The sequence below is a fragment of the Streptomyces sp. NPDC030820 genome (genome assembly GCF_055572075.1).
Map to the genome: position 1 here is coordinate 436,447 of NZ_JBVIEB010000006.1, position 20,858 is coordinate 457,304.

General features: G+C 70.0%; 22 protein-coding genes and 1 pseudogene. 11 read left to right on the plus strand and 12 right to left on the minus strand.

The features are described from left to right. Positions 1 to 177 precede the first annotated feature (177 nt). Positions 178 to 1,257 carry a TDT family transporter gene (locus ACZ418_RS19680; RefSeq protein WP_468364214.1) on the plus strand — a complete coding sequence of 360 codons (1,080 nt, stop codon included), beginning with the start codon at positions 178 to 180 and terminating at the stop codon, positions 1,255 to 1,257. A gap of 97 nt (positions 1,258 to 1,354) precedes the next feature. Here the strand turns inward: ACZ418_RS19680 and ACZ418_RS19685 are convergent, their stop codons facing one another. The 4 genes and pseudogenes from ACZ418_RS19685 to ACZ418_RS19700 all read right to left on the minus strand — a co-directional run bounded on the left by ACZ418_RS19685 (position 1,355) and on the right by ACZ418_RS19700 (position 5,672). Beyond that, the gene (locus tag ACZ418_RS19685; protein ID WP_468364217.1) at positions 1,355 to 1,822 is read right to left on the minus strand and encodes an SLAC1 family transporter; all 468 of its coding nucleotides are present in this window, start codon (positions 1,820 to 1,822) and stop codon (positions 1,355 to 1,357) included. Positions 1,823 to 1,829: 7 nt separating this feature from the next. Beyond that, positions 1,830 to 2,078 carry an SLAC1 family transporter gene (locus tag ACZ418_RS19690; protein WP_468364219.1) on the minus strand — a complete coding sequence of 83 codons (249 nt, stop codon included), beginning with the start codon at positions 2,076 to 2,078 and terminating at the stop codon, positions 1,830 to 1,832. Positions 2,079 to 2,327: 249 nt separating this feature from the next. Next, a pseudogene (locus tag ACZ418_RS19695) lies at positions 2,328 to 2,846 on the minus strand (1-deoxy-D-xylulose-5-phosphate synthase N-terminal domain-containing protein); the annotation flags it as partial. Between the two features lie 81 nt (positions 2,847 to 2,927). Then, positions 2,928 to 5,672 (minus strand): multifunctional oxoglutarate decarboxylase/oxoglutarate dehydrogenase thiamine pyrophosphate-binding subunit/dihydrolipoyllysine-residue succinyltransferase subunit, encoded by a 2,745-nt coding sequence (locus ACZ418_RS19700; RefSeq protein ID WP_468364221.1) that lies wholly within the window; start codon positions 5,670 to 5,672, stop codon positions 2,928 to 2,930. Positions 5,673 to 6,052: 380 nt separating this feature from the next. Here ACZ418_RS19700 and ACZ418_RS19705 point away from each other — a divergent pair, with 380 nt between their 5' ends. Then, positions 6,053 to 6,469 (plus strand): MarR family winged helix-turn-helix transcriptional regulator, encoded by a 417-nt coding sequence (locus tag ACZ418_RS19705; protein WP_468364224.1) that lies wholly within the window; start codon positions 6,053 to 6,055, stop codon positions 6,467 to 6,469. 377 nt (positions 6,470 to 6,846) lie between these two features. Here the strand turns inward: ACZ418_RS19705 and ACZ418_RS19710 are convergent, their stop codons facing one another. Continuing rightward, entirely contained in the window at positions 6,847 to 6,984 is a 138-nt protein-coding gene (locus ACZ418_RS19710) for a hypothetical protein (protein WP_468364227.1), read from the minus strand. A 273-nt stretch (positions 6,985 to 7,257) separates the two neighbouring features. Between ACZ418_RS19710 and ACZ418_RS19715 the strand changes: the two genes are divergently transcribed. Then, positions 7,258 to 9,018, plus strand: a complete 1,761-nt coding sequence (locus tag ACZ418_RS19715) for an MOSC domain-containing protein (RefSeq protein ID WP_468364229.1) — start codon at positions 7,258 to 7,260, stop codon at positions 9,016 to 9,018. Between the two features lie 289 nt (positions 9,019 to 9,307). Here ACZ418_RS19715 and ACZ418_RS19720 read toward each other — a convergent pair whose 3' ends face one another. Continuing rightward, entirely contained in the window at positions 9,308 to 9,610 is a 303-nt protein-coding gene (locus tag ACZ418_RS19720; RefSeq protein ID WP_468364232.1) for a hypothetical protein, read from the minus strand. Between the two features lie 404 nt (positions 9,611 to 10,014). On the opposite strand from ACZ418_RS19720, the gene ACZ418_RS19725 reads away from it, so the two are divergent. Beyond that, positions 10,015 to 10,635: a TetR/AcrR family transcriptional regulator gene (locus ACZ418_RS19725; protein ID WP_468364234.1), complete on the plus strand. Its 621-nt coding sequence runs from the start codon at positions 10,015 to 10,017 to the stop codon at positions 10,633 to 10,635. A gap of 63 nt (positions 10,636 to 10,698) precedes the next feature. Here the strand turns inward: ACZ418_RS19725 and ACZ418_RS19730 are convergent, their stop codons facing one another. Both ACZ418_RS19730 and ACZ418_RS19735 read right to left on the minus strand, forming a co-directional pair. After that, on the minus strand, positions 10,699 to 11,982 hold the full coding sequence (locus tag ACZ418_RS19730) for a YbfB/YjiJ family MFS transporter (RefSeq protein ID WP_468364236.1): 1,284 nt from the start codon (positions 11,980 to 11,982) through the stop codon (positions 10,699 to 10,701). A gap of 94 nt (positions 11,983 to 12,076) precedes the next feature. Further along, positions 12,077 to 12,379, minus strand: coding sequence for a muconolactone Delta-isomerase family protein (locus ACZ418_RS19735; RefSeq protein ID WP_468364238.1), 303 nt, complete (start codon positions 12,377 to 12,379; stop codon positions 12,077 to 12,079). 165 nt (positions 12,380 to 12,544) lie between these two features. On the opposite strand from ACZ418_RS19735, the gene ACZ418_RS19740 reads away from it, so the two are divergent. The 7 genes from ACZ418_RS19740 to ACZ418_RS19770 all read left to right on the plus strand — a co-directional run bounded on the left by ACZ418_RS19740 (position 12,545) and on the right by ACZ418_RS19770 (position 16,350). Then, positions 12,545 to 13,468: a LysR family transcriptional regulator gene (locus ACZ418_RS19740; protein ID WP_468364241.1), complete on the plus strand. Its 924-nt coding sequence runs from the start codon at positions 12,545 to 12,547 to the stop codon at positions 13,466 to 13,468. A 309-nt stretch (positions 13,469 to 13,777) separates the two neighbouring features. Continuing rightward, the gene (locus ACZ418_RS19745; protein WP_468364243.1) at positions 13,778 to 14,491 is read left to right on the plus strand and encodes an SDR family NAD(P)-dependent oxidoreductase; all 714 of its coding nucleotides are present in this window, start codon (positions 13,778 to 13,780) and stop codon (positions 14,489 to 14,491) included. Between the two features lie 32 nt (positions 14,492 to 14,523). Then, positions 14,524 to 14,895 carry a YybH family protein gene (locus ACZ418_RS19750; RefSeq protein ID WP_055704903.1) on the plus strand — a complete coding sequence of 124 codons (372 nt, stop codon included), beginning with the start codon at positions 14,524 to 14,526 and terminating at the stop codon, positions 14,893 to 14,895. A gap of 366 nt (positions 14,896 to 15,261) precedes the next feature. Continuing rightward, positions 15,262 to 15,519, plus strand: a complete 258-nt coding sequence (locus ACZ418_RS19755; protein WP_468364246.1) for a SpoIIE family protein phosphatase — start codon at positions 15,262 to 15,264, stop codon at positions 15,517 to 15,519. Continuing rightward, complete coding sequence (locus tag ACZ418_RS19760) at positions 15,516 to 15,956, plus strand: DJ-1/PfpI family protein (RefSeq protein ID WP_468364249.1); 441 nt, start codon at positions 15,516 to 15,518, stop codon at positions 15,954 to 15,956. The genes ACZ418_RS19755 and ACZ418_RS19760 overlap by 4 nt, the downstream gene beginning before the upstream one ends. Then, a complete protein-coding gene (locus ACZ418_RS19765) occupies positions 15,953 to 16,216 on the plus strand; it encodes a hypothetical protein (protein ID WP_468364251.1) in 264 nt (87 codons plus the stop codon). The genes ACZ418_RS19760 and ACZ418_RS19765 overlap by 4 nt, the downstream gene beginning before the upstream one ends. Next, positions 16,204 to 16,350 (plus strand): hypothetical protein, encoded by a 147-nt coding sequence (locus ACZ418_RS19770; RefSeq protein ID WP_468364254.1) that lies wholly within the window; start codon positions 16,204 to 16,206, stop codon positions 16,348 to 16,350. Before ACZ418_RS19765 ends, ACZ418_RS19770 begins: the two co-directional genes overlap by 13 nt. Positions 16,351 to 16,531: 181 nt before the next feature. Here ACZ418_RS19770 and ACZ418_RS19775 read toward each other — a convergent pair whose 3' ends face one another. The 4 genes from ACZ418_RS19775 to ACZ418_RS19790 all read right to left on the minus strand — a co-directional run bounded on the left by ACZ418_RS19775 (position 16,532) and on the right by ACZ418_RS19790 (position 20,761). Next, entirely contained in the window at positions 16,532 to 17,407 is an 876-nt protein-coding gene (locus ACZ418_RS19775; protein WP_468364256.1) for an ABC transporter substrate-binding protein, read from the minus strand. Between the two features lie 58 nt (positions 17,408 to 17,465). Then, positions 17,466 to 18,221 (minus strand): SDR family NAD(P)-dependent oxidoreductase, encoded by a 756-nt coding sequence (locus tag ACZ418_RS19780; RefSeq protein ID WP_468364258.1) that lies wholly within the window; start codon positions 18,219 to 18,221, stop codon positions 17,466 to 17,468. Further along, entirely contained in the window at positions 18,218 to 18,844 is a 627-nt protein-coding gene (locus ACZ418_RS19785; protein WP_468364261.1) for a TetR/AcrR family transcriptional regulator, read from the minus strand. Before ACZ418_RS19785 ends, ACZ418_RS19780 begins: the two co-directional genes overlap by 4 nt. A gap of 141 nt (positions 18,845 to 18,985) precedes the next feature. Further along, on the minus strand, positions 18,986 to 20,761 hold the full coding sequence (locus ACZ418_RS19790; RefSeq protein WP_468364264.1) for a SpoIIE family protein phosphatase: 1,776 nt from the start codon (positions 20,759 to 20,761) through the stop codon (positions 18,986 to 18,988). Between the last annotated feature and the right edge of the window lie 97 nt (positions 20,762 to 20,858).

A 20,858-nucleotide genomic window follows, 5' to 3' on the forward strand; every position in this document is an offset into this window, starting at 1 on the left:
GGTCCGGCCAGTCGGCCTGCCCGTCACCGTGGCTGGTCGTGGACGGTGACGAATCCGACACCCCAAGAGAGGGCACTCCGCGTCGTGACACCCCACCCCAGTACCAGCCGAGCGGTCCCGTCCCAGGTCGGCCCGGCCCCGAGAGCGTCCGCGGTCGGCTCGGCCCCGAGATCATCCGTGCTTGTACGTGACCAGCCGGACGAGGCGAACGGCAAGGAGCGTGGCCGGCTCGGTCCCGGCTGGTTCGCCGCCGTCATGGGCAGCGGGATCGTCACCGTCGCGGCCGCCACCCTGCCGCGCGGTTTCCCCGGACTCGGCGAGGCCGCCACGGTGGTCTGGGCGGGGACCGCGCTGCTGCTGATCGTGCTTGCCGTCAGCTATACCGGGCAGCGGGCGCTGCGGGTGCATGCCGGTGATCCGGTACTGGCCCAGTTCTTCGGGGCGCCGCCGATGGCTCTGCTCACCGTCGGGGCCGGGACGCTGCTGCTCGGCCGGCGGCTGATCGGGGAGCGTGCGGCGGTGGATGCGGACTGGGTGCTGTGGTCGGCCGGTACGGTGCTGGGTCTTGCCACCGCCTGCACGGTGCCGTATCTGATGGTCACGCGGCACCGTTTCACGCCGGACGCGGCGTTCGGCGGCTGGCTGCTACCGGTGGTGCCGCCGCTGGTCTCCGCCGCGACGGGCGCGCTGCTCATCCCGCGGGCGCCGGCCGGGCAGGTGCGGCTGGCCCTGCTGCTGTGCTGCTATTCGATGCTCGGGCTCGGGTTGGTCGCGGTCCTGCTGGTGCTGGCCATGGTGTACAGCCGCCTGGTGCATCATGACGCGCCCGGCGGTGCGGTGGTGCCCACGGTGTGGATCGGCGTGGGGGCGCTGGATCAGGCGGTGACAGCGCTGGGGACGCTGGCCACGGCGTCGCCGAGCGCGCTGCCCGCCCCGTACGCGCGCGGGAGTGGTGTCGTAGCGCTCCTGGGTGGGCTCGGGATCTGGGGCTTCGCCCTGCTGTGGCTGGTACTGGCCACGGCGCTGACCGTACGGGAAATCCGCAGAGGGCTGCCCTTCGCAGCCACCTGGTGGTCCTTCATCTTCCCCCTCGGTGCGTGCGTCACCGGCACGAGCGCGCTCGCTGCTCGTACCGGCTCGCAGCTGTTCGTCTGGATCGCCGTCGTCCTGTACGCCCTGCTCGTCGCTGCCTGGGCGGTGGTCGCTTGGCACTCCCTGCGCCATGCTGTCCGGCAGCGTGAGCGCGCTCGCCGCTGACAGGGCCCGTGTAACGCTCCGCATGACACGGACGTGTCGCGCGAACCCGGCTGTCTGCCGACGGGCAGCCGGGTTCGCGCCGCACCGCAACACGTGCCTATGGCAGCGCCCCGGTTGCCGTCGAGGCCTTGCTCTGCGGGCGGGCCGTCTGCCCCGCACCGGCGGATCCGTGCGCGGTCGTGGGGCGGGCCCGGAGTCTGGCTGCCACCATGGCGGCGAACACGACAGCCCAGAACACCACGGCGATCCAGACCTCCCAGCGGCCCACGCTCGTCATCCACGAGGTTGCGGTCGCGCGTCCCAGCTCATGCGTGGTGACCGCATACGTGCCGACCGGGAAGACGAGGTTCCACCAGCCGAGCTCGTAGCGCAGCGGGATACGGCGCAGCGCGTGCCGCCAAACGCCCAGAGCCAGCAGGAGCGGAATCAGCCAGCTTGAGAACGCCCACAGGACGACGGACGTCCCGATGACGAGCGGGCGCGACAACATCGTGGTGCCTGGATGGAGTGCGATCAGCCGGACTCCGGCGAGTACGGCGATCGCCGCCGCCCCATGAAGATCCATACGGACGTCATGAGGCCTTCCGGCTGCACCGGCCGGGGAGGAACGCGAAGGCACGCGGCCCGAGGAGATCCGCGACGAACCGCTCGCGCCGGCGCAGCAGCCGCCAGCCGTAGGCGGGCACCAGTACGGCATAACCGGCCAGGGCCACCCACAGCAGTACGGCGGAGGCGGTGTCGGCGCCGTTGACGTACAGGGCCGTGGAGACGATGCCGGTGCCCATCACGAACGCGAGTGCGCCCGCGTTGAGATTGGCCACCGCGGCGGAGACGGCCGCGCGGTGTCCGGGCGGCGGGGACCCGGGAGCGGTACGTCCGTGCTCGGGAAGGGCGGCATCGGGGCGCCGCTCATCGTGAGAGCCGGGTTCGGTGAGCCATTCGGCCAGGACCGGTATGGCTGTGGTCCATGTCCTGGGTGGAGGTCAGCAGGGTGAGGCTGCGGTGTTGGGCCAGGTCCCGAAGCCGGGCAGCTGTGTATTTGTGCCGTTGATCGCCCAGTTCGGTCAGATGACGACGATCACCACCGGCCGGTCCGGTGCCGCCGCGATGTTGTTGAGGGCCTCCCAGGCCAGCCCTCCGGTGAGCGCTCCGTCGCCGACGACGGCGACGATGTGCCGGTCCGACTCTCCTGTGAGCTGTGCGGCCTTGGCCATGCCATCGGCGTACGACAGGGCGACCGATGCGTGGGAGTGCTCGATGTGGTCGTGCGTGGACTCCTCCCGGCTCGGGTATCCGGAAAGCCCGCCACGCTGCCGCAGGCCGGAGAACTCACCGGCCCGCCCCGTCACGATCTTGTGGACGTACGCCTGGTGCCCGACGTCCCACAGCAGCCGGTCGCGCGGGGAGTCGAAGACCCGGTGCAGTGCCAGGGTCAGTTCCACGACGCCGAGGTTGGGCCCCAGATGGCCTCCCGTGGCCGCGACGTGGCGGACCAGGAAGTCGCGGATCTCCCGGGCCAGCCGGACCAGCTCTGGATGGCTCAGATCCCTCAAGTCCGCGGGCTGGTTGATGCGCGTCAGCAGGCTCATGCCGCTGCTCCTCCTCGATGCTGCCGTGGTGTCGACGGATACGCGCGGTGGGCAGCCGATGCGCACCGCGCGAGCCGCTGATCACTGGAAGGCCGATGTCACGAGAGCCTTCTGCTCCACGCCGTGCCGGCGGGCCGAGCCGGCCGCGGGCGCGGGCGCCTCGGGCCGGCTCACGCACTCCACGGCGCGCCGGGTCAGCCGGTGCAGACGCGGCGCGACGAACGACCACGCACCCTGGTTCTCCGGCTCCTCCTGCACCCACCGCACGTCCGCGGCCGCGGGGAAGCGGGCGAGTTCCGCCGCGAGTTCCTCGTCGGGGAACGGGTAGAGGCGCTCCACGCGGACGATCGCCGTGTCGGTCGAGCCCGCGGCGTGCCGGTGGGCGTCGAGGTCGTAGAAGACCTTGCCCGAGCACAGCAGCACGCGCGAGACACGGGCCGGGTCCGTCGTGTCGTCCGGCAGGACCGGGCGGAAGCCGCCCTGGGTGAACTCGGGCAGGGCGGAGACGGCCGCCTTCGACCGCAGCATCGACTTCGGGGTGAAGACCACCAGTGGCCTGCGGCCGTCCAGCGCCTGCTGCCTGAGCAGATGGAAGTAGTTGCCCGGCAGGGAGGGCATGGCCACGGTCATGTTGTCCTGCGCGCACAATTGCAGGAAGCGTTCGATTCGGGCGGAGGAGTGGTCGGGGCCCTGGCCCTCCAGGCCGTGAGGCAGCAGCATGGTCACTGCGGAGCGCTGGCCCCACTTCTGCTCGGACGAGGCGATGTACTCGTCGACGACCGTCTGCGCGCCGTTGGCGAAGTCACCGAACTGGGCCTCCCACAGCACCAGGGCTTCCGGACGGGCCTGCGCATAGCCGTACTCGAAGGCCAGCGCTGCCAGTTCGGACAGCATCGAGTCGTACGGTGCGAAGCTCGCGGCCTGCGGGCTGAGGGAGTTCAGCGGCGTGTGCTCCGCGCCGGTGCGCCGGTCGGTCAGTACGGCGTGGCGCTGGCCGAAGGTGCCGCGCCGGGAGTCCTGTCCGGCCAGCCGTACCGGGACGCCCTCCAGCAGCAGCGAACCGATCGCCAGTGTCTCCGCGGTGGCCCAGTCGACGGTGCCGGTGTCGAGCGTCGCCGTGCGCCGGTGGAGCTGCGGCAGGACACGCGGGTGCACGGTGAAGCCCTGCGGCAGGTCGGTCTGCGACGCGATGACCTGACGGGCCCTCGCCTCGTCGATCGCGGTCGCCGTGCGCTGGGTGGCCGCCTGTCCGGCGTCGGCGCAAGGAAGGTCTTCGGCCGGTGCGGGAGCGGGCAGAGCCCGGGTCTCGGCGAAGGCCCGTTCGAGGTGATCCTGGTAGTTGCGGCGGGCACTGTCCGCCTGCCGCTCGCCGATGTCCCCGCGGCGTATGAGGGCCGCGGCGTACAGCGTGCGCACCGAAGCCTTGGCGTCGATGCGTTCGTACATCATCGGCTGCGTGATGGACGGGTCGTCGACCTCGCTGTGCCCGTGGCGCCGGTAGCAGACCAGATCGACCACGACGTCCTTGTGGAACGTCTGGCGGTAGTCGAAGGCCATCCGTGCGACGCGGTCGACGGCTTCCGGGTCGTCGCCGTTGACGTGGAAGATCGGGGCCTCCACCATCCGTGCCACATGGGTGGCGTACGTGCTCGAACGGCCGTTGGCGGGCAGGGTGGTGAAGCCGACCTGGTTGTTGACGACCACGTGGACCGTCCCGCCCGTGCGGTAGCCCGGCAGTTGCGACATGTTCAGGGTCTCGGCGACCACGCCCTGGCCGGCGAAGGCCGCGTCGCCGTGGAGGACGACCGGCAGTACGGGGAAGGGCTCGCCCTGGTCCCCGGCCAGGTCCTGCTTGGCGCGCACCACGCCCTGGGTCACCGGCCCCACGATCTCCAGGTGCGAGGGGTTCGCCACGACCGAGACGGCGATGGTGCCGCCGTCCAGGGCACGGTAGGTGCCCTCCGCGCCGAGGTGGTACTTCACGTCCCCCGAGCCCTGGACCGAGCGGATGTCCACCGCGTCCTCGAACTCGTCGAATATCTGGCCGTAGGACTTGCCGATGATGTTGGCCAGGACGTTGAGCCGGCCGCGGTGCGCCATCCCGATGACGGCTTCTTGGACACCGTCTTCGATGGCGCGGAGCAACAGGGCGTCGAGCAGCACGATGGCCGACTCGCCGCCTTCGAGCGAGTACCGCTTCTGGCCCACGTACTTGGTCTGCAGGAACGTCTCGAAGGCCTCCGCGGCCCCCAACCGGTAGAGGATCCGCAGCTGTCCGGCACGGTCCGGGCGGCGCTGCGGGCCCTCGACGCGCTGCTGGATCCAGCGGCGTTCCCGGGCGTCCTGGATGTGCATGTACTCGAACCCGGCGGTGCGGCAGTAGAACTCCCGCAATGCGCCCAGCACTTCGTCGAGTGTCATCGTGGCGCGCCCGGCGAACCCGTCCACGGCGAAGTCCTCCGCCCGGTCCGCGTCGTCAAGTCCGAACGCGGCGATGTCGAGCTCCGGATGTGCTGCGGCTGGCCGGGCCATGAGCGGGTCCGTTCCGGCCATCAGATGCCCGCGCACGCGATAGGCGTGGATGAGCGCGGCGACCCGGACCGCCTTGAGCGCCGCCTCGTCGGTGCCCTTGTGGTGTTGGGCTGAGGCGGTCAGGGAGGCCGCGGCGGCCGGGGACACCAGAGTGGCGAAGAAGTTCCTCCACGTCTGGTCGACCGAGCCGGGGTCCTGGAGGTAACGCCGTCGCTGCTCGTCCACGACCCATTCGTTGAGCCCGAAGTCCAGCCCGTGAGACGCTGCTCGAGCGGTGTCTGATTGCGACGCCATGGCGCGAACGCCTTCTTTCCTCTGTGAAGCCTTGGGATGGCGGACGCGGCTACGGCGGTCGTCCGCCTGCGTGTCAGGTGTTCGAGGACTTCGCAACCGTTGCGGAGACCGACCAGTTCGACCGCGTCGCACTGACGACACTAGGACGCCGGGAGTGCGGAGACGGATGGCCGGGCGCGCCACGAGGGCCTCACATCAGGACATCGGACGGGTGGCGGCCTGCTGCCTGCCGTCGTCGCATATTCGGAGTGCGGGCGGGTGACGCCGTCCTGATCCGAGGGCTTCGTGTCCGTCCGGCCCGGGATCGACGTCGTATGGAATCTGGTTGTGATGCTGCGGCCGCGGGCTTGCGGCCGGATAACCGACCCCTGGGAAGGAATATGATCGACTACGATTTGTCGGACACCACGCGGTGGCAGTTTCCAGGGGTCCTGCGGACCTTGGGTCTCGTGCATGGTGAGTTGCGGGTGCGGCACGGACTGTCGCTCCATGACTACCTCATTCTCGGCGCGCTCGCCGAGGCCGCGAGCGGATCTGTGCCCGTTGCCAAGCTGGCGGCGTTCCTCCAGGAATCGGGGGACCGGATGTCCTACCTCCTCAGGGGGCTGCAGGCTGCCGGACTGATTGATCGCCATCGTCGTGCCGGAGACCGCAGGACGGTCGAGGCCACCCTGACCGACGCAGGACGCTCCAGGTTCGCCGCCGCCGAGACGACCGCGCAGGCGCTGATGCGCCAGCACCTCGGTTCGGCACTGGACACCCAGGAGCCGTCCGGCCGATCGTGTGACGTCACTTGATCTGCTCGTTTTCCACGCCACCGGCTGTGGTCGGCGGACGGCACCTGGGCGCGGCTTCTGCGGCGAATCCAGCCCGTGACCTACAGCGGGCGAGATCGACTGCGACGTCCTTGATCAGCGTTTCCCAGTCCGGACCCCCGGGATCAGCAGGACGTCGCATGGCTTCTGTACATCATCGACCCGCACATCGGCGCCGAGGCGGGTCCCGGCGGAGGTGATCACGTCCGTACCCCTCGGACGCGATCCGCACCTGACACTGACCGCCGAACTCGTTGGCCGCAGCGAACACCTCGATGGGACCGGTCACATCGGAGAGCCGCACCCCGGGTGGAGACATACCGTCACGGTGGTCGGGCCCCGTCCGGGGCGTTTGTGGTTCATCGGGTGGCTCCGGGCCGTGCGCGGCGCAGCGGCCAGTACTCCGTCGAGCGCTGGTCGGTGAATGCTCCGAAGCGGTCGGCGAGCCGGTCGTAGCAGGGGTCGGGCCGCGAACCGTCGGATTTGCCTGGGCTCATCGTGCGCCTTCGAGTCGTACCGAGACTACGACCTGATTACTCCCTGCTGGGAGGCAAGGGCTCCCAGTCCGCCACTTGGACGGGCGTCAGGCGCGATTGAGCGTTCGCAGGGCGAGCCGCATGCATCGACACGGAGTGACAGGTCCGCCTTCTGACGGCCTGCCGTCAGAAGGCACGCATACGATGGGACCGATGTGCGGCTGAGCGCGCTTCTCTGCGAGGCACAGCGTCATGAGGGGGCTGTCCCGGCTACCATCGCGCAGGAGGTCCACCATGGCGACGCTGTTGTCCGTCAACGTAGGACTGCCCAAGGATGTGCCCTGGCAGGGAAGGACCGTGCACACCGGAGCCTGGAAGGCCCCTGTCCAGGGCTGCCGCATGGTCCGGCGGCTGAACGTCGACGGAGACGGTCAAGGAGATCTGGCCGGGCACGGCGGCGAAATGCGAGCCGTCCTCGTCTACCAGCTGCAGTCCTACCAGTACTGGCAAAAACAGCTCGGACGCGACGACCTGACCTTCGGGATCTTCGGGGAGAACTTCACGGTCGACGGCCTGCCCGACGACGAAGTATGCATCGGTGACCGGTACCGCATCGGCGAAGCGGAATTCGAAGTCTCCCAGCCCCGCGTCACCTGCTACCGGGTCGGCATGCGCCTGGGCGAACCGACCATGGCCTCCTTGCTGGTCGCCCACCACCGACCCGGCTTTTACCTGCGCGTCCTCACCGAGGGGCGCGTCGAAGCCGGCGATGAGATCAGCCTCATCCGCAAAGGTCCCGAACAACTCAGCGTTGCCGAGATCGACGCGCTGCTCTACCTCCCCGGTCGCGACCCCGCGAAGCTGCGTAAAGCACTGAACATCCCCGCTCTCAGCCCCGGATGGCAGCAGTCCTTCCGCGAACTCGCCGCCGCCCAGCAGCCTAAACAGGAACCGGGATGGCCGGGCGAACGCGCCAGCTGCCAGCAGCCCAGACAAGAGCCGCAATGGCCGGGGTTCAAGACCATGCGCATCGCCCGCATCGTCCCTGAGACCCCCACCGTCTCGTCGATCTACCTCGCCGCCACTGATGGCACACCCTTGCCCGAAGCCCGTCCGGGCCAGTACCTGTCCATCCGCCTCGCCGTCGGCGATGCCACCCCCGCAGTGCGCAGCTACTCACTCTCCTCCGCACGCACAGCCGACACCTACCGCATCAGCGTCAAGCACGAGCCCCACGGGAAAGTCAGCAGCTACATCCATGCCACGCTCCGCCCCGGGGACCTCGTGGACATCGCCAGCCCCCGCGGAACATTCGTACTCCAAGAAAGCACCCGCCCGATCCTCCTGATCTCCGCAGGGATCGGTGCCACCCCCGTGCTCGCCATGCTCCACCGACTCGCCGCCACAACAGACGCACGCCCTGTCTGGTGGATCCACACCGCCCACGACCGCGCCCACCACCCTTTCGCGGAGGAGAGCCACGCCCTTCTGGCGCAACTCCCCAACGCCCACGAGCACATCTACTACACCTCCGAAACCCCGCATCCCGGCGAGCTCTACATCACCCAGGGCCGCCCGACCGCACGATCACTCACGGCCATGGGCATCCCCACCGACGCCGACGCCTACCTGTGCGGACCACCCGCCTTCATGGACGACGTCGGTGGCTTCCTGCGCGATCATGGTCTGCGCCCCGAGCGGATCCATACGGAACAGTTCAGCGCTCTCCCGGCCATCAACCCCGGCGTCACCCCCACCGCCGTGGTGCGGCCGCACCAACCATCCGGTCCACCGGGCACCGGCCCCCTCATCACCTTCGCCCGCAGCGGCATCACGACCCCGTGGTCACCCGCCCACGCGTCCCTCCTCGATCTTGCCGAAGCCTGCGACATCCCCACCCGCTGGTCCTGCCGCACCGGCGTGTGCCACACCTGCATCACCCACCTCGTCGCAGGCGACATCACCTACACCACCCCACCCCTCGAACTCCCCGAGGCCGGGACCGTCCTGGTCTGCTGCAGCAAGCCGACCACCGAGGTCGTCCTCGATCTATGATCGGCCGACAAGGCGGGTGAGGAGCCGGCTGACCAGCCACGTAGCCGTGGTGGATCGCACGCCGGACGCAGACCCTCGATACTCATGGCGGCCGTCGGCCCGCCGAGCACCGAAACCGCGCAGGGCCGGCGTCCAGGACTGCATGAGCCTCGGCCGCACCTCACTGATGAGTTCCGCCGTTGAAGCGCGGGCGGCGCGGAGCCGACGCCCGGCCAACGTCAGACGATGTCGACCTGGTGCCGGACAGGCGACGTGTCGCCCCCGTCTCGCCGCCGCCCCGCAAGCGGTGTCAGCGCAGTGCGGCGACCGCCGTGCGATACAGGACGTCCTCGGCACGGTCCCAGGACCAGCCGCTCTCGACCACCAGGGTGCGCCAGCCGGTGGGGCCGAACCAGTGCCAGAGCAGGTCGGCTGTCTCCTCCTCCACCGGGTAGGAGGGCGGTGGAGTCAGGGTGTGCATATGGCGGGCGGTCGTGTGCAGCGCGTCACGGTAGTCCGCGGTGGCGCGCTCCCACAGGGCCTCGCCGTCCTCGTGGACGGGCGGCGCCTTGCGGATCGCCTCGTGCACGATGAACTGACTCTCGTTGCCCATCCGCGTGCCATGAGCCAACGCTCGCAGCACCGACTCTGGTGTCCGTTCCTCAAGCAGCGTCTGCGTCGCGCGTTCGTAACCGGTAGAAAGCCGCTGAGTCGACCGCGCCACGTCGGCTGAGAGGTCTGCGGTGCGGCACTCGCCCCAGGACGTGGCCGCCAGCGGATGCGATCGACCTCCGCGCGCGACACGGCCTATCCGCGTAGCGGTTCCTCGTGCGGAACCGACCAGTGCCCAGTTCGACAGACGGGAGGAGGGTGATTGTGGGGACGAACCGAGACCGTTGTGCTTCTGTTCGCGCGCTGACCGGGCCGAGAGCCTCTTCCCGCATCGGCGTCCTACGGCCGCCCGAGGTTCGCTCGCTGAAGGTAGCCGACCGGTCGGTTATTTCGTACGCTGATGTCATGGGACGCACCTCTGACGCCAGGCGGAAGATCCTGGACGCCGCCCGCTCGCTGATCGAGGAGCGCGGGTACTCGGCGCTCGGCGTGGCCGAGATCTGCAAGGCCGCCGGGGTGCCGAAGGGGAGTTTCTACTACTTCTTCGAGTCCAAGGAGGCCCTCGCACTCGCGGTCGTCGACGAACACTGGGCGGCCCAGAAGCGCGACTGGACACAAGCCCTGACCGGTGACGCGGAGCCGCTGTGGCGGTTGCGGCGGCTGTTCGAGGAGACGGAGGCCGGCCAGCGTGCCGTCCAGCTGGGCTGCGGCACCGTGGCGGGCTGTCTGTTCGGGAACCTCACTCTGGAGCTGAGCAACCAGACCGAGGCGGTCCGCGAGCGGCTGCAGGAGATCTTCGACGCACAGGTCGACATGGTGGAGTCCGTCATCGCCGAGGCCCGTGAACGCGGCGAGGCCGCCGTGGCCGACACCCGTGAGGCGGCGCGCGCCGTCGTGGCCCAACTGGAAGGCCAGGTGATGTTCGCCAAGCTGTACAACGACACGGACCGGCTCGGCCCCCTGTGGCCCAACTGCCTGGCCCTCCTCGGCGGACGGCCGACGCAGGAGGCCGTGGCCGACGTCTGAGGCCCGATCTTCGCCTGCGCGACTGCTCCCGGCGGCTGCGGCGGCCCGGGAGGGCCGGTCTCCTCAGGCCTCGTCCTCGTCCGGCACGGGGCAGGCGTACACCGGTGCGGACTGCCCTACCTGCCCGGCAGACCGTGCCGCAGGGCTCTGGTCCACGACCGGCATCGCGTGGGGGAAGCCGACGCGGAGCACGGCGGCGGCGACCGCGCCGGCCAGGACCACCGCCGAGGCCAGGATCAGAGCCTGGTGGTAGCCGTGGTGGAGCAAGGGGGTGACGGCCAGCGGGCCGAGGATCTGGCCGACCGAGTAGCCGGCGGTCAGCAGCGCGACCGACCGCGGGAACCGCAGATGAGCGCCCGCGGCAAGGGTGAGGGTGCTGATGCCGATGAACGTCGCGCCGAACAGGATCGCGGAGACCAGTGCGGCCGGCACCCCGCCGACGACGGCGGGCAGGGCGATGCCGACGGCCTGGATGACCAGCGCGGTGAGCAGCAGGCCGGGGCGGGACCAGCGATGCCCGAACCATGCCCACAGCGCCGAGGACGGCACGGCGGCCAGTCCGGCCAGCACCCAGGCGCCACTGCCGACCCAGCCCGGGGAGCCTTGTCCGATCGCGGCGACGAGGAAGGTGCCGGCGACGATGTACCCGATGCCCTCCAGCGTGTAGCTGACGAACAGAGCGCTGAACCAGCGGTGTACCCGTGTCCTGGGATGCGAGCCCGCCCCGCCGCCGGAGGGTGCGGGCGTTTCCTCCGGACGCAAGGTCCAGCAGGCGACGGTCATGAGCGCGCAGAGCACGGCCGAGGCCCACCAGGCGGCGCGCCAGTCGCCGAACGCGCGCAGGAAGAGGACGACCAGACCGGACAGGGCGATCCCGGCGCCGACGCCTCCGAAGGCCCAGCCGGTCAGGTGGGCGGGGTGCTGCCTGAGGTGGCCGAGGAGGGAGTTGACCGCGATGACGAAGATCAGGGCGCTGGTGATCCCGGCGAGCAGCCGGAGCGCAAGCCACGCGCCGGTGCTGTGGACGGTGGGCATCCCCGCCAGAGTGGCGGTCAGCACCACCAGGGAGACGCGAAGGAGCAGACGGGAGCGGACCAGTGCCGGGACGAGGATGCCCGCCAGCGCGCCGATCAGATATCCGACATAGTTGGCGGTGGCCAGGTTCGCACTGGAACTCGCGGACAGCCCTGCCTGTGCGTGCATCAGCGGCAGGATCGGGGTGTAGACGAAGCGGCCGACGCCCATGCCTGCCGCCAGCGCCGCGGCGGCCTGGGCCGCGTGGCCGCGCGGCGAGTGCAGCGTGCGGTGCGGACGAACGGACGACAGGCCCAGGTCCGGCGAACTCATGTGGATATCCCTCTGACGCGGTGCAGATCTTGGTTGATGAAGGCCTCGGTGCCGCAGCCATGGGTGACGGCGATGGCCCCGGCACAGGCGCCGGTCACTGCGTCGCGCCGACCGTGCCCGGGTCGTTGGGGTGGGGCACCAGTGCGGTGACGGTGAAGGTCATCCAGGACCGGAGCGGCAGTGTGCCGAGTATCTTCTCGTGCAGCTCGGCTTCGTCGGCGGCCCGCCAGATGCCGATGCTGCGCAGCTCGCCGACCGGACGCCACAGCCGGTACAGATGGCCGGAAGCGGCCAGTTCCGCCGCGCGGACGGCCTCGGCGGCTCGGCGGCGCCCGACCTCGTCCGCACCGACGCCCTCGGGGACGGTGGTGGTGATCTGCACCAGGAACTCTGGCATCTCCTCGCTCCTCTCGGATCCACGCCGGAGTCACTGGATCCGCGTCGTAGGGCCGTTCGGTGCCCCGTCCTCGCCTTCGTGCCTCCATCCTGGCCCTGCCACCAGGGACGTTGCCACGACCGGCTCCCTCCTTGCTGATAGGTGACACCTCCCAGCGCGCGTAGCATGACGGGCGTGGAGCTGCGCCAACTGAGGTATTTCATCGCGGTGGCCGAGGAGCTGAACTTCGGCCGGGCCGCCGCGCGGCTTCTGATCGCGGGCCCTTCCCTCTCCCAGCAGATCAAGGCCCTCGAACGCGACCTCGGGGTGCGCCTCTTCGAGCGCGATCGCCGCTCGGTGTCCCTCACTCCGGCCGGTGCGGAACTGCTCCCGCACACCCGCGCTCTGCTGGAACGGGCGGATGACCTCCAGCGCCGCGCCGGCCGGCTGTCCGGCTCCGAACCGGTCCGGCTCGGCTACGTCAACTGGCTGCCCGGAGATCTGACCGTTCGTACCTCCGCGGTGGCTCAGATCCACATCGACGCCTGGGTCGCCCCCTCCCACACCCAGGCAGCCCGGGTGGCCGACGGCAGCCTCGATCTCGCGGTGTGCTGGGTACGGGCCGAGGACGTGGAACGGCACCGCCTGAACGCCCGGATCCTCGGCGCCGATCGGCTCTATGCCGTCGCCAAGGGAGACGACACTAGCCCCGTGCGGGCCCGGGACACCGCGGTTCTCCTCGACGACGACATCACGTCCTGGTCGTCCTGGAACGTCTACGCCGAAGAACTCGCCCGTGACACCGGAGCCCGAGCCGTGCCCATATCGGACGGCGGCATCACCGGCCCGGCCTTCTTCGACCACGTCCGCCGCAGCGACCGTCCGATCATCAACTCGCCCAAGGGTCAGACCTGCGCGCTCCCGGCCGACCTGGTGCGACGCCCCGTCGTCGCCCCCGAGGTCTACTGGACCTGGTCCCTCGTCCGACGCGAGGACGAGGCACGCGCGGCGGTCATCGCTGCCATGGACGCCCTGTGTGACGGCGTCGTAGACCTCGGCATACACGCCGCCGACGCCTGGCTGCCCGCCGACGACCCGTACCGCCAGTAGAGACCGAGTCCCCGCCGACGGAAGCCGCCGTTCCCCGGCACCGACGCAACCCGTCGGTCCCGACGCGATCCGTCGGGTGCCGACGCAATCCGTCGGGTGCCGACGCAATCCGTGGTCCTCTACCTGCGACGTCCTCACCTGCACTGAGAGCCACGGCCTCCCAGACGGGAGGAATCGAGTCCCAGCGGAGGGGCCGCCAACCGTTGCCTCACGGGCGCACGGCTGCCTATCGTCGAATAGTCGACCGGTCGGCTAGTGCTTCTTCCACCGGTCCGGAACAGTCCTCCCACCTCGAAAGTGAAGATCACCGTGAGCATTGCGCAGCAGAAGGTCGCCGTCATCACCGGCGCGTCACAGGGCATCGGCGCCGGACTGGTGGACGGCTACCGCGCACTCGGGTACGCGGTCGTCGCCACCTCCCGCACCATCGCACCCTCGGACGACGCGGAGGTCGTCACCGTCCAGGGGGACGTCGCGGATCACTCCACCGCCGGCCGTGTCATCTCCGCCGCGGTGGAGCGGTTCGGCCGGGTCGACACTCTGGTGAACAACGCGGGCGTCTTCGTCGCCAAGCCCTTCACCGACTACACCCTCGACGACTATGCGGCCGTGATCGGCGTGAACCTGAACGGTTTCTTCCGTATCACTCAGCTGGCGGTCGAGCAGATGCTCGCCCAGGGCGGCGGTCACATCGTCAACATCACCACCAGCCTGGTGGACAGCGCTGACTCCAGGGTGCCCTCGGTGCTTGCCGCTCTGACCAAGGGCGGCCTGCAGTCCGCGACCAAGTCCCTCGCCATCGAGTACGCCCGCCGTGGCATCCGCACCAACGCGGTGTCGCCGGGCACCATCAAGACCCCCATGCACCCCGAGGAGACCCATGAGTTCCTCGCCGCCCTGCACCCGGTCGGCCGGATGGGTGAAGTGAGCGACATCGTCGACGCCGTGCTCCACCTGGAGAAGGCGCCCTTCGTCACCGGCGAGATCCTCCATGTCGACGGAGGCATGAGCGCCGGACACTGACCGTACACCGAGTCTTGGACCAAGGAGTGGACATGACCGCCACGACCGACGACGCGGAGATCCTGAGCGGAGTGCTCGACCAGTGGAAGGCCGCGGTCGACGCGCACCAGCCCGACCGCGTCGCCGCCCTCTTCACCGAGGACGCCGTCTTCCAGGGGCTGCACCCCTACAGCGTCGGACGCCAGGGCGTCGCCGACTACTACGGCTCCCAGCCCCTCGGCATGAAGGCGGCATACCGGATCCTCGAGACCAGGCGGCACGCCGACGACCTCGTCCTCGGCTACCTCGCCGTCGAGTTCTCGTTCACGGACCGGCCCCCGCTGGACGTGAAACTCTCCGTCCTCGTTGTCCGCACAGGGGACGACTGGTCCATCGGCCACTATCAGGTATCCCGTCTGGATTAGCCTGTTCGGCCAGATCAACCGACCTCGTCTCTGGCGCATGTTGACGCCCGCTCAGCGGGCGCTTCGCACCCGGGTTGCGCCGCACCGTGCCCCTGAGCGGGGTGACCGGTGTGGCGTACCTGCGCTGTCAGCGACGCCTTCTCCCACTGCGGAAGCGTGCCAGCGGCTCCTTCTCCGCGGCCCGAGCCTCACTGGTGTTGCGGTGGCCACATGCGCTCTGGGCATGGAAGCGGCGGCTCACACGGCAGTGTGTCTCGACAACGTCCGTCGATTCGCCGCGAGCACACCGCCGCCGCAACCATTCAGCGGCATTTGCTGGCTCCGTGTCAGGCTCCACGAACGGGCATTCAAACCGCCCATCTGCTCATGCCGGGCACTCAGGGAGCCGGCGGCTGCTTCGATGCCCTGTCCCTGCCCGGCGCCCGTACCGCGATGGTGATCGGCGAAGCCGCCGGACAGAGCATCCACGCCGCAGCCACCATGGGGCAAGTACGCACGGCCGTGCATACGCTGGTCGCTCTCGACCTGGAACCCGACGAGCTCCTGGCCGTAGAACACACCTCCCAGCAGGGAACAAGCCGGTCGTGGTCAACGAGCGCCCAGGAACGGGCCCGCTCACCGTGACCGTGTTGGTCTTCCCGGGCGTGCGGCTGCTCGATGTGACCGGTCCCATCGAGGCGTTCGCGTCGGCCAACGAGTTCGGCGGGCGCTATCGGGTGCAGCTCGCGTCCGAGGACGGGGCGGAGGTGGTCACCTCCGCCGGGACCCGCCTCAGCGCTGACCTGCGTGTCGATGAGGTACGTGAGTCGTGCGACGTTCTGGTGACCCCGGGCGGTCCGGATTGGGAGACGCTGATCAAGGACGACGCCCTCCTGGATGCCGTCCGGCAGCTGAATGAGAAGGCCCGTTGTACGGCAACGGTGTGCACGGGAGCGTTTCTGCTGGCCGCGGCCGGACTTCTGCCGTCGTGCCGTGCTGGCGGAACTCGCAGCAGCTGGCTCTGCGTTTTCCGTCCGTGGAGGCCCAGCCGGGCGCCATCTTCGTGCGGGACGGGCGGATGATGACATCGGCGGGCGTCAGCGCCGGTATCGACCTGTTGCTGGCGCTCGTCGAAGATCACTACGGCGCGGAGGTCGCTCGGGCGGTCGCCAAGGACATGGTCGTCTTCATGCAACGACCGGGTGGCCCGTCCCAGTTCAGCGTCCGCTCCCGTGCCCCGCACAGCCGCCAAGAGATACCCCGCCGGGTCCTGGACGCGGTCGCCGAGAGCTCGAAGCCCAGGCGCTGCTGGAGACCTGTGATGACCCCATGGCTGTGCTAGCCCGGCGCACGGGGTTCGGCTCACCGCAGTCGCTTCGCAGAGCGTTTCTACGGCAGCTGGGTGTGACACCTGGTGCGTTCCGGGCCAGTTTCCGCACGACCGGCGTGGGCACTTCCGAGGCGGGCTCGGCGTAGTCCGTGACCGTTGTGCTGGTCGCCGGTGGAAGACCGCGGAGGCGGGAGGGCCCTGATCGACGGCGGCTCGGAGGGAGGAAACCCATACCTGAGAAGAACCACGCCGCGGTCGCGGTCACCGGAGTGACACCATCGGCCCGCGGGCCCAGGGCTTCGCACCCTACGACTCGACTCCTGATGCCTAGGCAGTGGCCGCGGTGCGGTAGAACTCGGCCGCGGTGACGGTGGCAGGGACGCCGAGTTCGGCGGCGACCGCGGTGATCGCCTTGTCGCCGACAGCGAGGTCGGCCTGGCCGTCCGTGGTGAAGTACGGCGCGATGAACGTGTCGTAGTGGGCTCGGGCCTCTTCCGCGGTCTGTCCGCCGAGAAACGTCTGCATGTGGCGCACCGTGGTGTCGGGGTCGTCGTGGATCATCTGAAGGGCGCGCCGGTGGGCTCGTACGACGGCCTGGACCGCAGGGTCGTCCGGTGAGATGTAGGTGGGGTCGACGGCCACGCCCACGGTGGGGATCTGGAAGTGGTCGCCGACCCAGGCCAGCACCTGCCAGCCGTGCTCGGCGGCCACCGCCTCCGGTGCCATGGTGCTGCCGACGTAGGCGGCGTCGATGCTGCCGTCGTTGAGCCGGCGCAGATCCATGCCGTAGTCGCCGGGCGAGCGGACGATGGTCTTCACGTCACGGTCCGGGTCAAGGCCGGCCTTTCGCAGCACGATCCGGGCGAATGCGCCGGGCGGGGTGTGCGGGGCGTGGACCGCCAGCCGTCGCCCGGCCAGGTCTGCCAGGGAGGTCAGGCCGGGGCGGGCGAGGAACCAGAACAGCGGGCGGTGGGTGTTGACACTGAGTGCGACCCACGGGGTGCCGTCGGTCAGTCGTGACAGCAGTGCCCGGCCGAGCCCGATGGTGGCGCAGCGGCGCAGCCGTTCCACGTCCCAGGTGCAGCCGTCGCGCAGCGCGACGTGGACACCCTCCTCGGCGTAGTAGTCCTGCTGGTCGGCGATGTAGGCGGCCAGCTCCTCGTGCAGGCCTCGTCCGACGTAGGCCAGGTCGATCGTGTGCATGAACGTCTTTCCTTGATCGTTTAAGGGTTCGGCCGCGTGTGCGGAGGTCAGCGGGGCGTCAGTACATGGCCATGCCGCCGTTGACCGCGGCCGTGGTACCGGTCATGAAGGAGTTGTCCTCGGCGGCGTAGAAGGCGACCGCCTGGGCGACATCGGCCGGGTAGGCCAGGCGGCCCAAGGGGGTGGCGGCCACCTGCCGCTGCCTCGTCGCGTCGTCGAGCACGGCGTCGGCGGTGCGGGACTCCACCGGGCCGGGCGAGACGACGTTCACCGTGATGCCCTGCGGGCCGAGTTCCTGGGCGAGATACCGGGCGAACTGCTCGAGTGCGGCCTTGGAAACGCCCAGCGCGATCATGCCCGCCCGAGGCAGGCGGCTGAGTCCGGTGCCGATGTAGATGAGGCGTCCCCACCCTCGTTCGGTCATCGTGGGCAGTACGGCTTTGGTGACCGCGAACGCCGCGTGCATCTCGGCGTCGATCTTGCCGCCCAGTTCTTCCCACGTCATGTCCTGGAACGGCTTGACCGCATACGGGATGAGCGCGTTGTGCACGAGCACGTCGATGCCGCCCCAAGCCGCCTGGACCTGTCCGACCATGCTCTCGACGGCCGCCTCCTCGCGCACGTCGGCCTGCACGGCCATGGCCTGGCCGCCCGTGGCCTCGATGTCGGCCACGACCTCCTCGGCCGCCTTGGTGTTGCGGAGGTAGTTGACCACCACGCGCATTCCTCGCGCAGCCAGAAGTCGCGCCGTGGCCGCGCCGATTCCGCTGCTGGCCCCCGTCACCAATGCCACCCTGCCGGTTGTCCCGGTCATGGGCCCACCTCCTGATCGTCGTCGTGGGCCGTCGGGATAACCGCCCGGGGTTGTTCGTCGCCGATGCCCTGGCCTGTCGGGCGGATCGCCCCGTACAGCACGGTGTCGACGGTCGCCCGCAGCAGATCGGCCGCGGTCCAGTGCAGATCGCGCGGCAACTCCGACATGAGCAGCCGCTCCAACGCGCCGCGGGTGATCTCACTCAGCAGCTCGGGCGGCGCCGGCAGCAAGCCCTGCCGGTGTCCCTCCCGGAACAGCTCGTCGAGCCGCCGGTAGACCACCGCGTCCACACGCTGCTCCACGTACTGGCGCAGCATCGCGTCGCCCCGCCCCGCCGCGAGCTGAGGCGCGCCGATCCGCCCGAGCTCACTGCCCGCCGCGATCAGGAACCGCTGCACCCGCACAGCGAACGGCTGCCCTGCTGCGTCCTCGGTCGCCGCCACCAGCGTGCGCTCCACCGCGGCGAACTGGCGGTCCAGCACCGCGGCCAGCAGGCTGCGCTTGTCCGGGAAATGACGGTAGATCGTCTTCTTGCTCATCCCGAGCTCACGAGCGAGATCGTCCATGCTCACCCGCGCGAAACCCGACCCGAAGAACAGCCGGCCGGCCGCCTCCACGATCACGTCCGCACGCCGCTCGTCACTGGTGGAAACTCGAGAAACTGGATTAGTTTCCATAGTTCCCATCGTTGCCCTCCGTCTCTTCGCTGTCAAGGCATGCCGTACGTCCCAAATGCCTGCCGGCGAGGTCTGGCCGGGGGCGCGCTACCCGGCGGTCGCGAGCCCGATGAGCAGCAGGGCGATGTCGTCCGTCCGGGGCGCGGTCTGCCGTGCATGGTCGATCAGGGTCGTGGCCAGCCGGTCCATGGGCTGGGCCGAGGCCCGGGCGAGCTGGGCGGCGAGCCCGGACATGGCGTCGTCCATGTCGACCCCGGGAGTCTCGACGAGGCCGTCGGTGTACAGGGCCAGGACGGTCCCGGGCGTCAGCGCGATCTCGGTGGGGGGATAGTCCACGTCGGGGTCGATGCCGAGCAGCACGCCGGGTCGGAGCGCAAGGACCTCGGCGTGGCCGTCCGGGTGACGCAGCACGGGCGGGGGATGGCCGGCGGTGGCGAGGACGGCTCGGTGGTGTGCGAGGTCGAGGTGGGCGTAGAGGCAACTGACGAAGCGGCCCGGGTCCATGGCGACCAGCTGGCGGTTGGCCTGCTCGAGGGCCTGTGACGGCGTGGCCCCCGAGGCGGCGTGGGCGCGGATGGCGGGGCGCACCCGGCCCATGAGGGCGGCGGCGGTGACGTTGTGGCCCTGGACGTCGCCGATGACCGCGGCTGCGGTGGTGTCGTCGACCCGGACCAGGTCGTAGAAGTCGCCGCCGATGTCCATGCCGCGGACGCTGGGCAGATAGCGGGCCGCCACATCCAGTCCGGGAAGGTCGGGCAGCGAGTCGGGGAGCAGGGCCGCCTGCAGGGTCTTGGCGAGTTCGTTGCTGGTGTCGTACAGGCGGGCCCGTTCCAGCGCCTGCGCGATCAGTCCCGCGAGCGCGATGAAGACGACCCGCTGCTGGTCGGGAAAGGGGTGGGGCCGGTCGAAGGCGAACACGCACGAGCCCACCGGACGCCCGGAGGCGATCAGCGGCAGAAACGCCCAGGCATGCAGACCCTTCTGGTGCGGGGCGGGCGGGTAGGCCCGGGACAGCTCGTCGAAGGAGGCGAAGAAGCTGGGCACGCCGGTGGCGAGGACCCGGACCGCGGGTGCCGGGTGGGTCAGCGGCACGCCGTCGAAGTGTTCGAGCAGCGAGGGGTTGTAGCCGCTGCGGCCGATGACCCGCATTCTGCCGTCCTCGGCCGCGAGCAGGGCGACGGTCCGGGCTCCGAACGCCGGCAGCATCTCCTCGGTGACCAGATCGACCACGTCTGAGACGCCCACGGTTTCCGACAGGGCGGCGGCCAGGTGCAGCACCTGGTAGACCTCGCCCAAGCGGATCGGCTCGCCCCGGAACGTCTCCGTCCTGGTGGGCCCCGGCTGCGAGTCCCCGCCCGGACCGGTCGGCGATATGCGGACGCTCACCCCCGAGCCGTCGGGATAGAGCTCGAACGCGAGCCACTGGTCCGGCGGGTGCATGGCGGTGTAGTAGCCGGGCTTCCGGCTGACCACGGTGGCGCGGAAGTGGTCCTCGAAGGCCGGGTCGGTGTGCCAGGGCAAGGACTGCCAGGGACGCGTGCCGATCAGGTCGTCGGGGCTGCTCGCGCCCAGTAGGGCGGCGGCGGTGGCGCTGACGTAGGTGAACCTGCCCTGGAGGTCGAGGGAGCAACTGCCCCAGGGCAGCCGCTCGACGAGGTCGGCCGCGGCGAGTGCCTCGGCCGGCCCCCGCTTGCCGGCGGGCGGCTGCACCAGGGTGCGGGGTGCGGGTCCCGGGCCGACGGCGTGGCCGGTGCCGGCGGCGTCGCGCAGGAACCGTGCCAGGCGCCGACCGGCGGCACGGACCCGTTCAGGGCTCGGACCGTCGGTACTGGTGGCGCCGGGGCCGGAGCCGGGCCAGAACAACAGCAGTGTGCCCCCAAACGGGGTTTCGGTGGGGGGGGGTGTCGCGAACACAGCATGGGGGGAGGGAAGAGGGATCGCCATGTGCGGACAGCGAAAG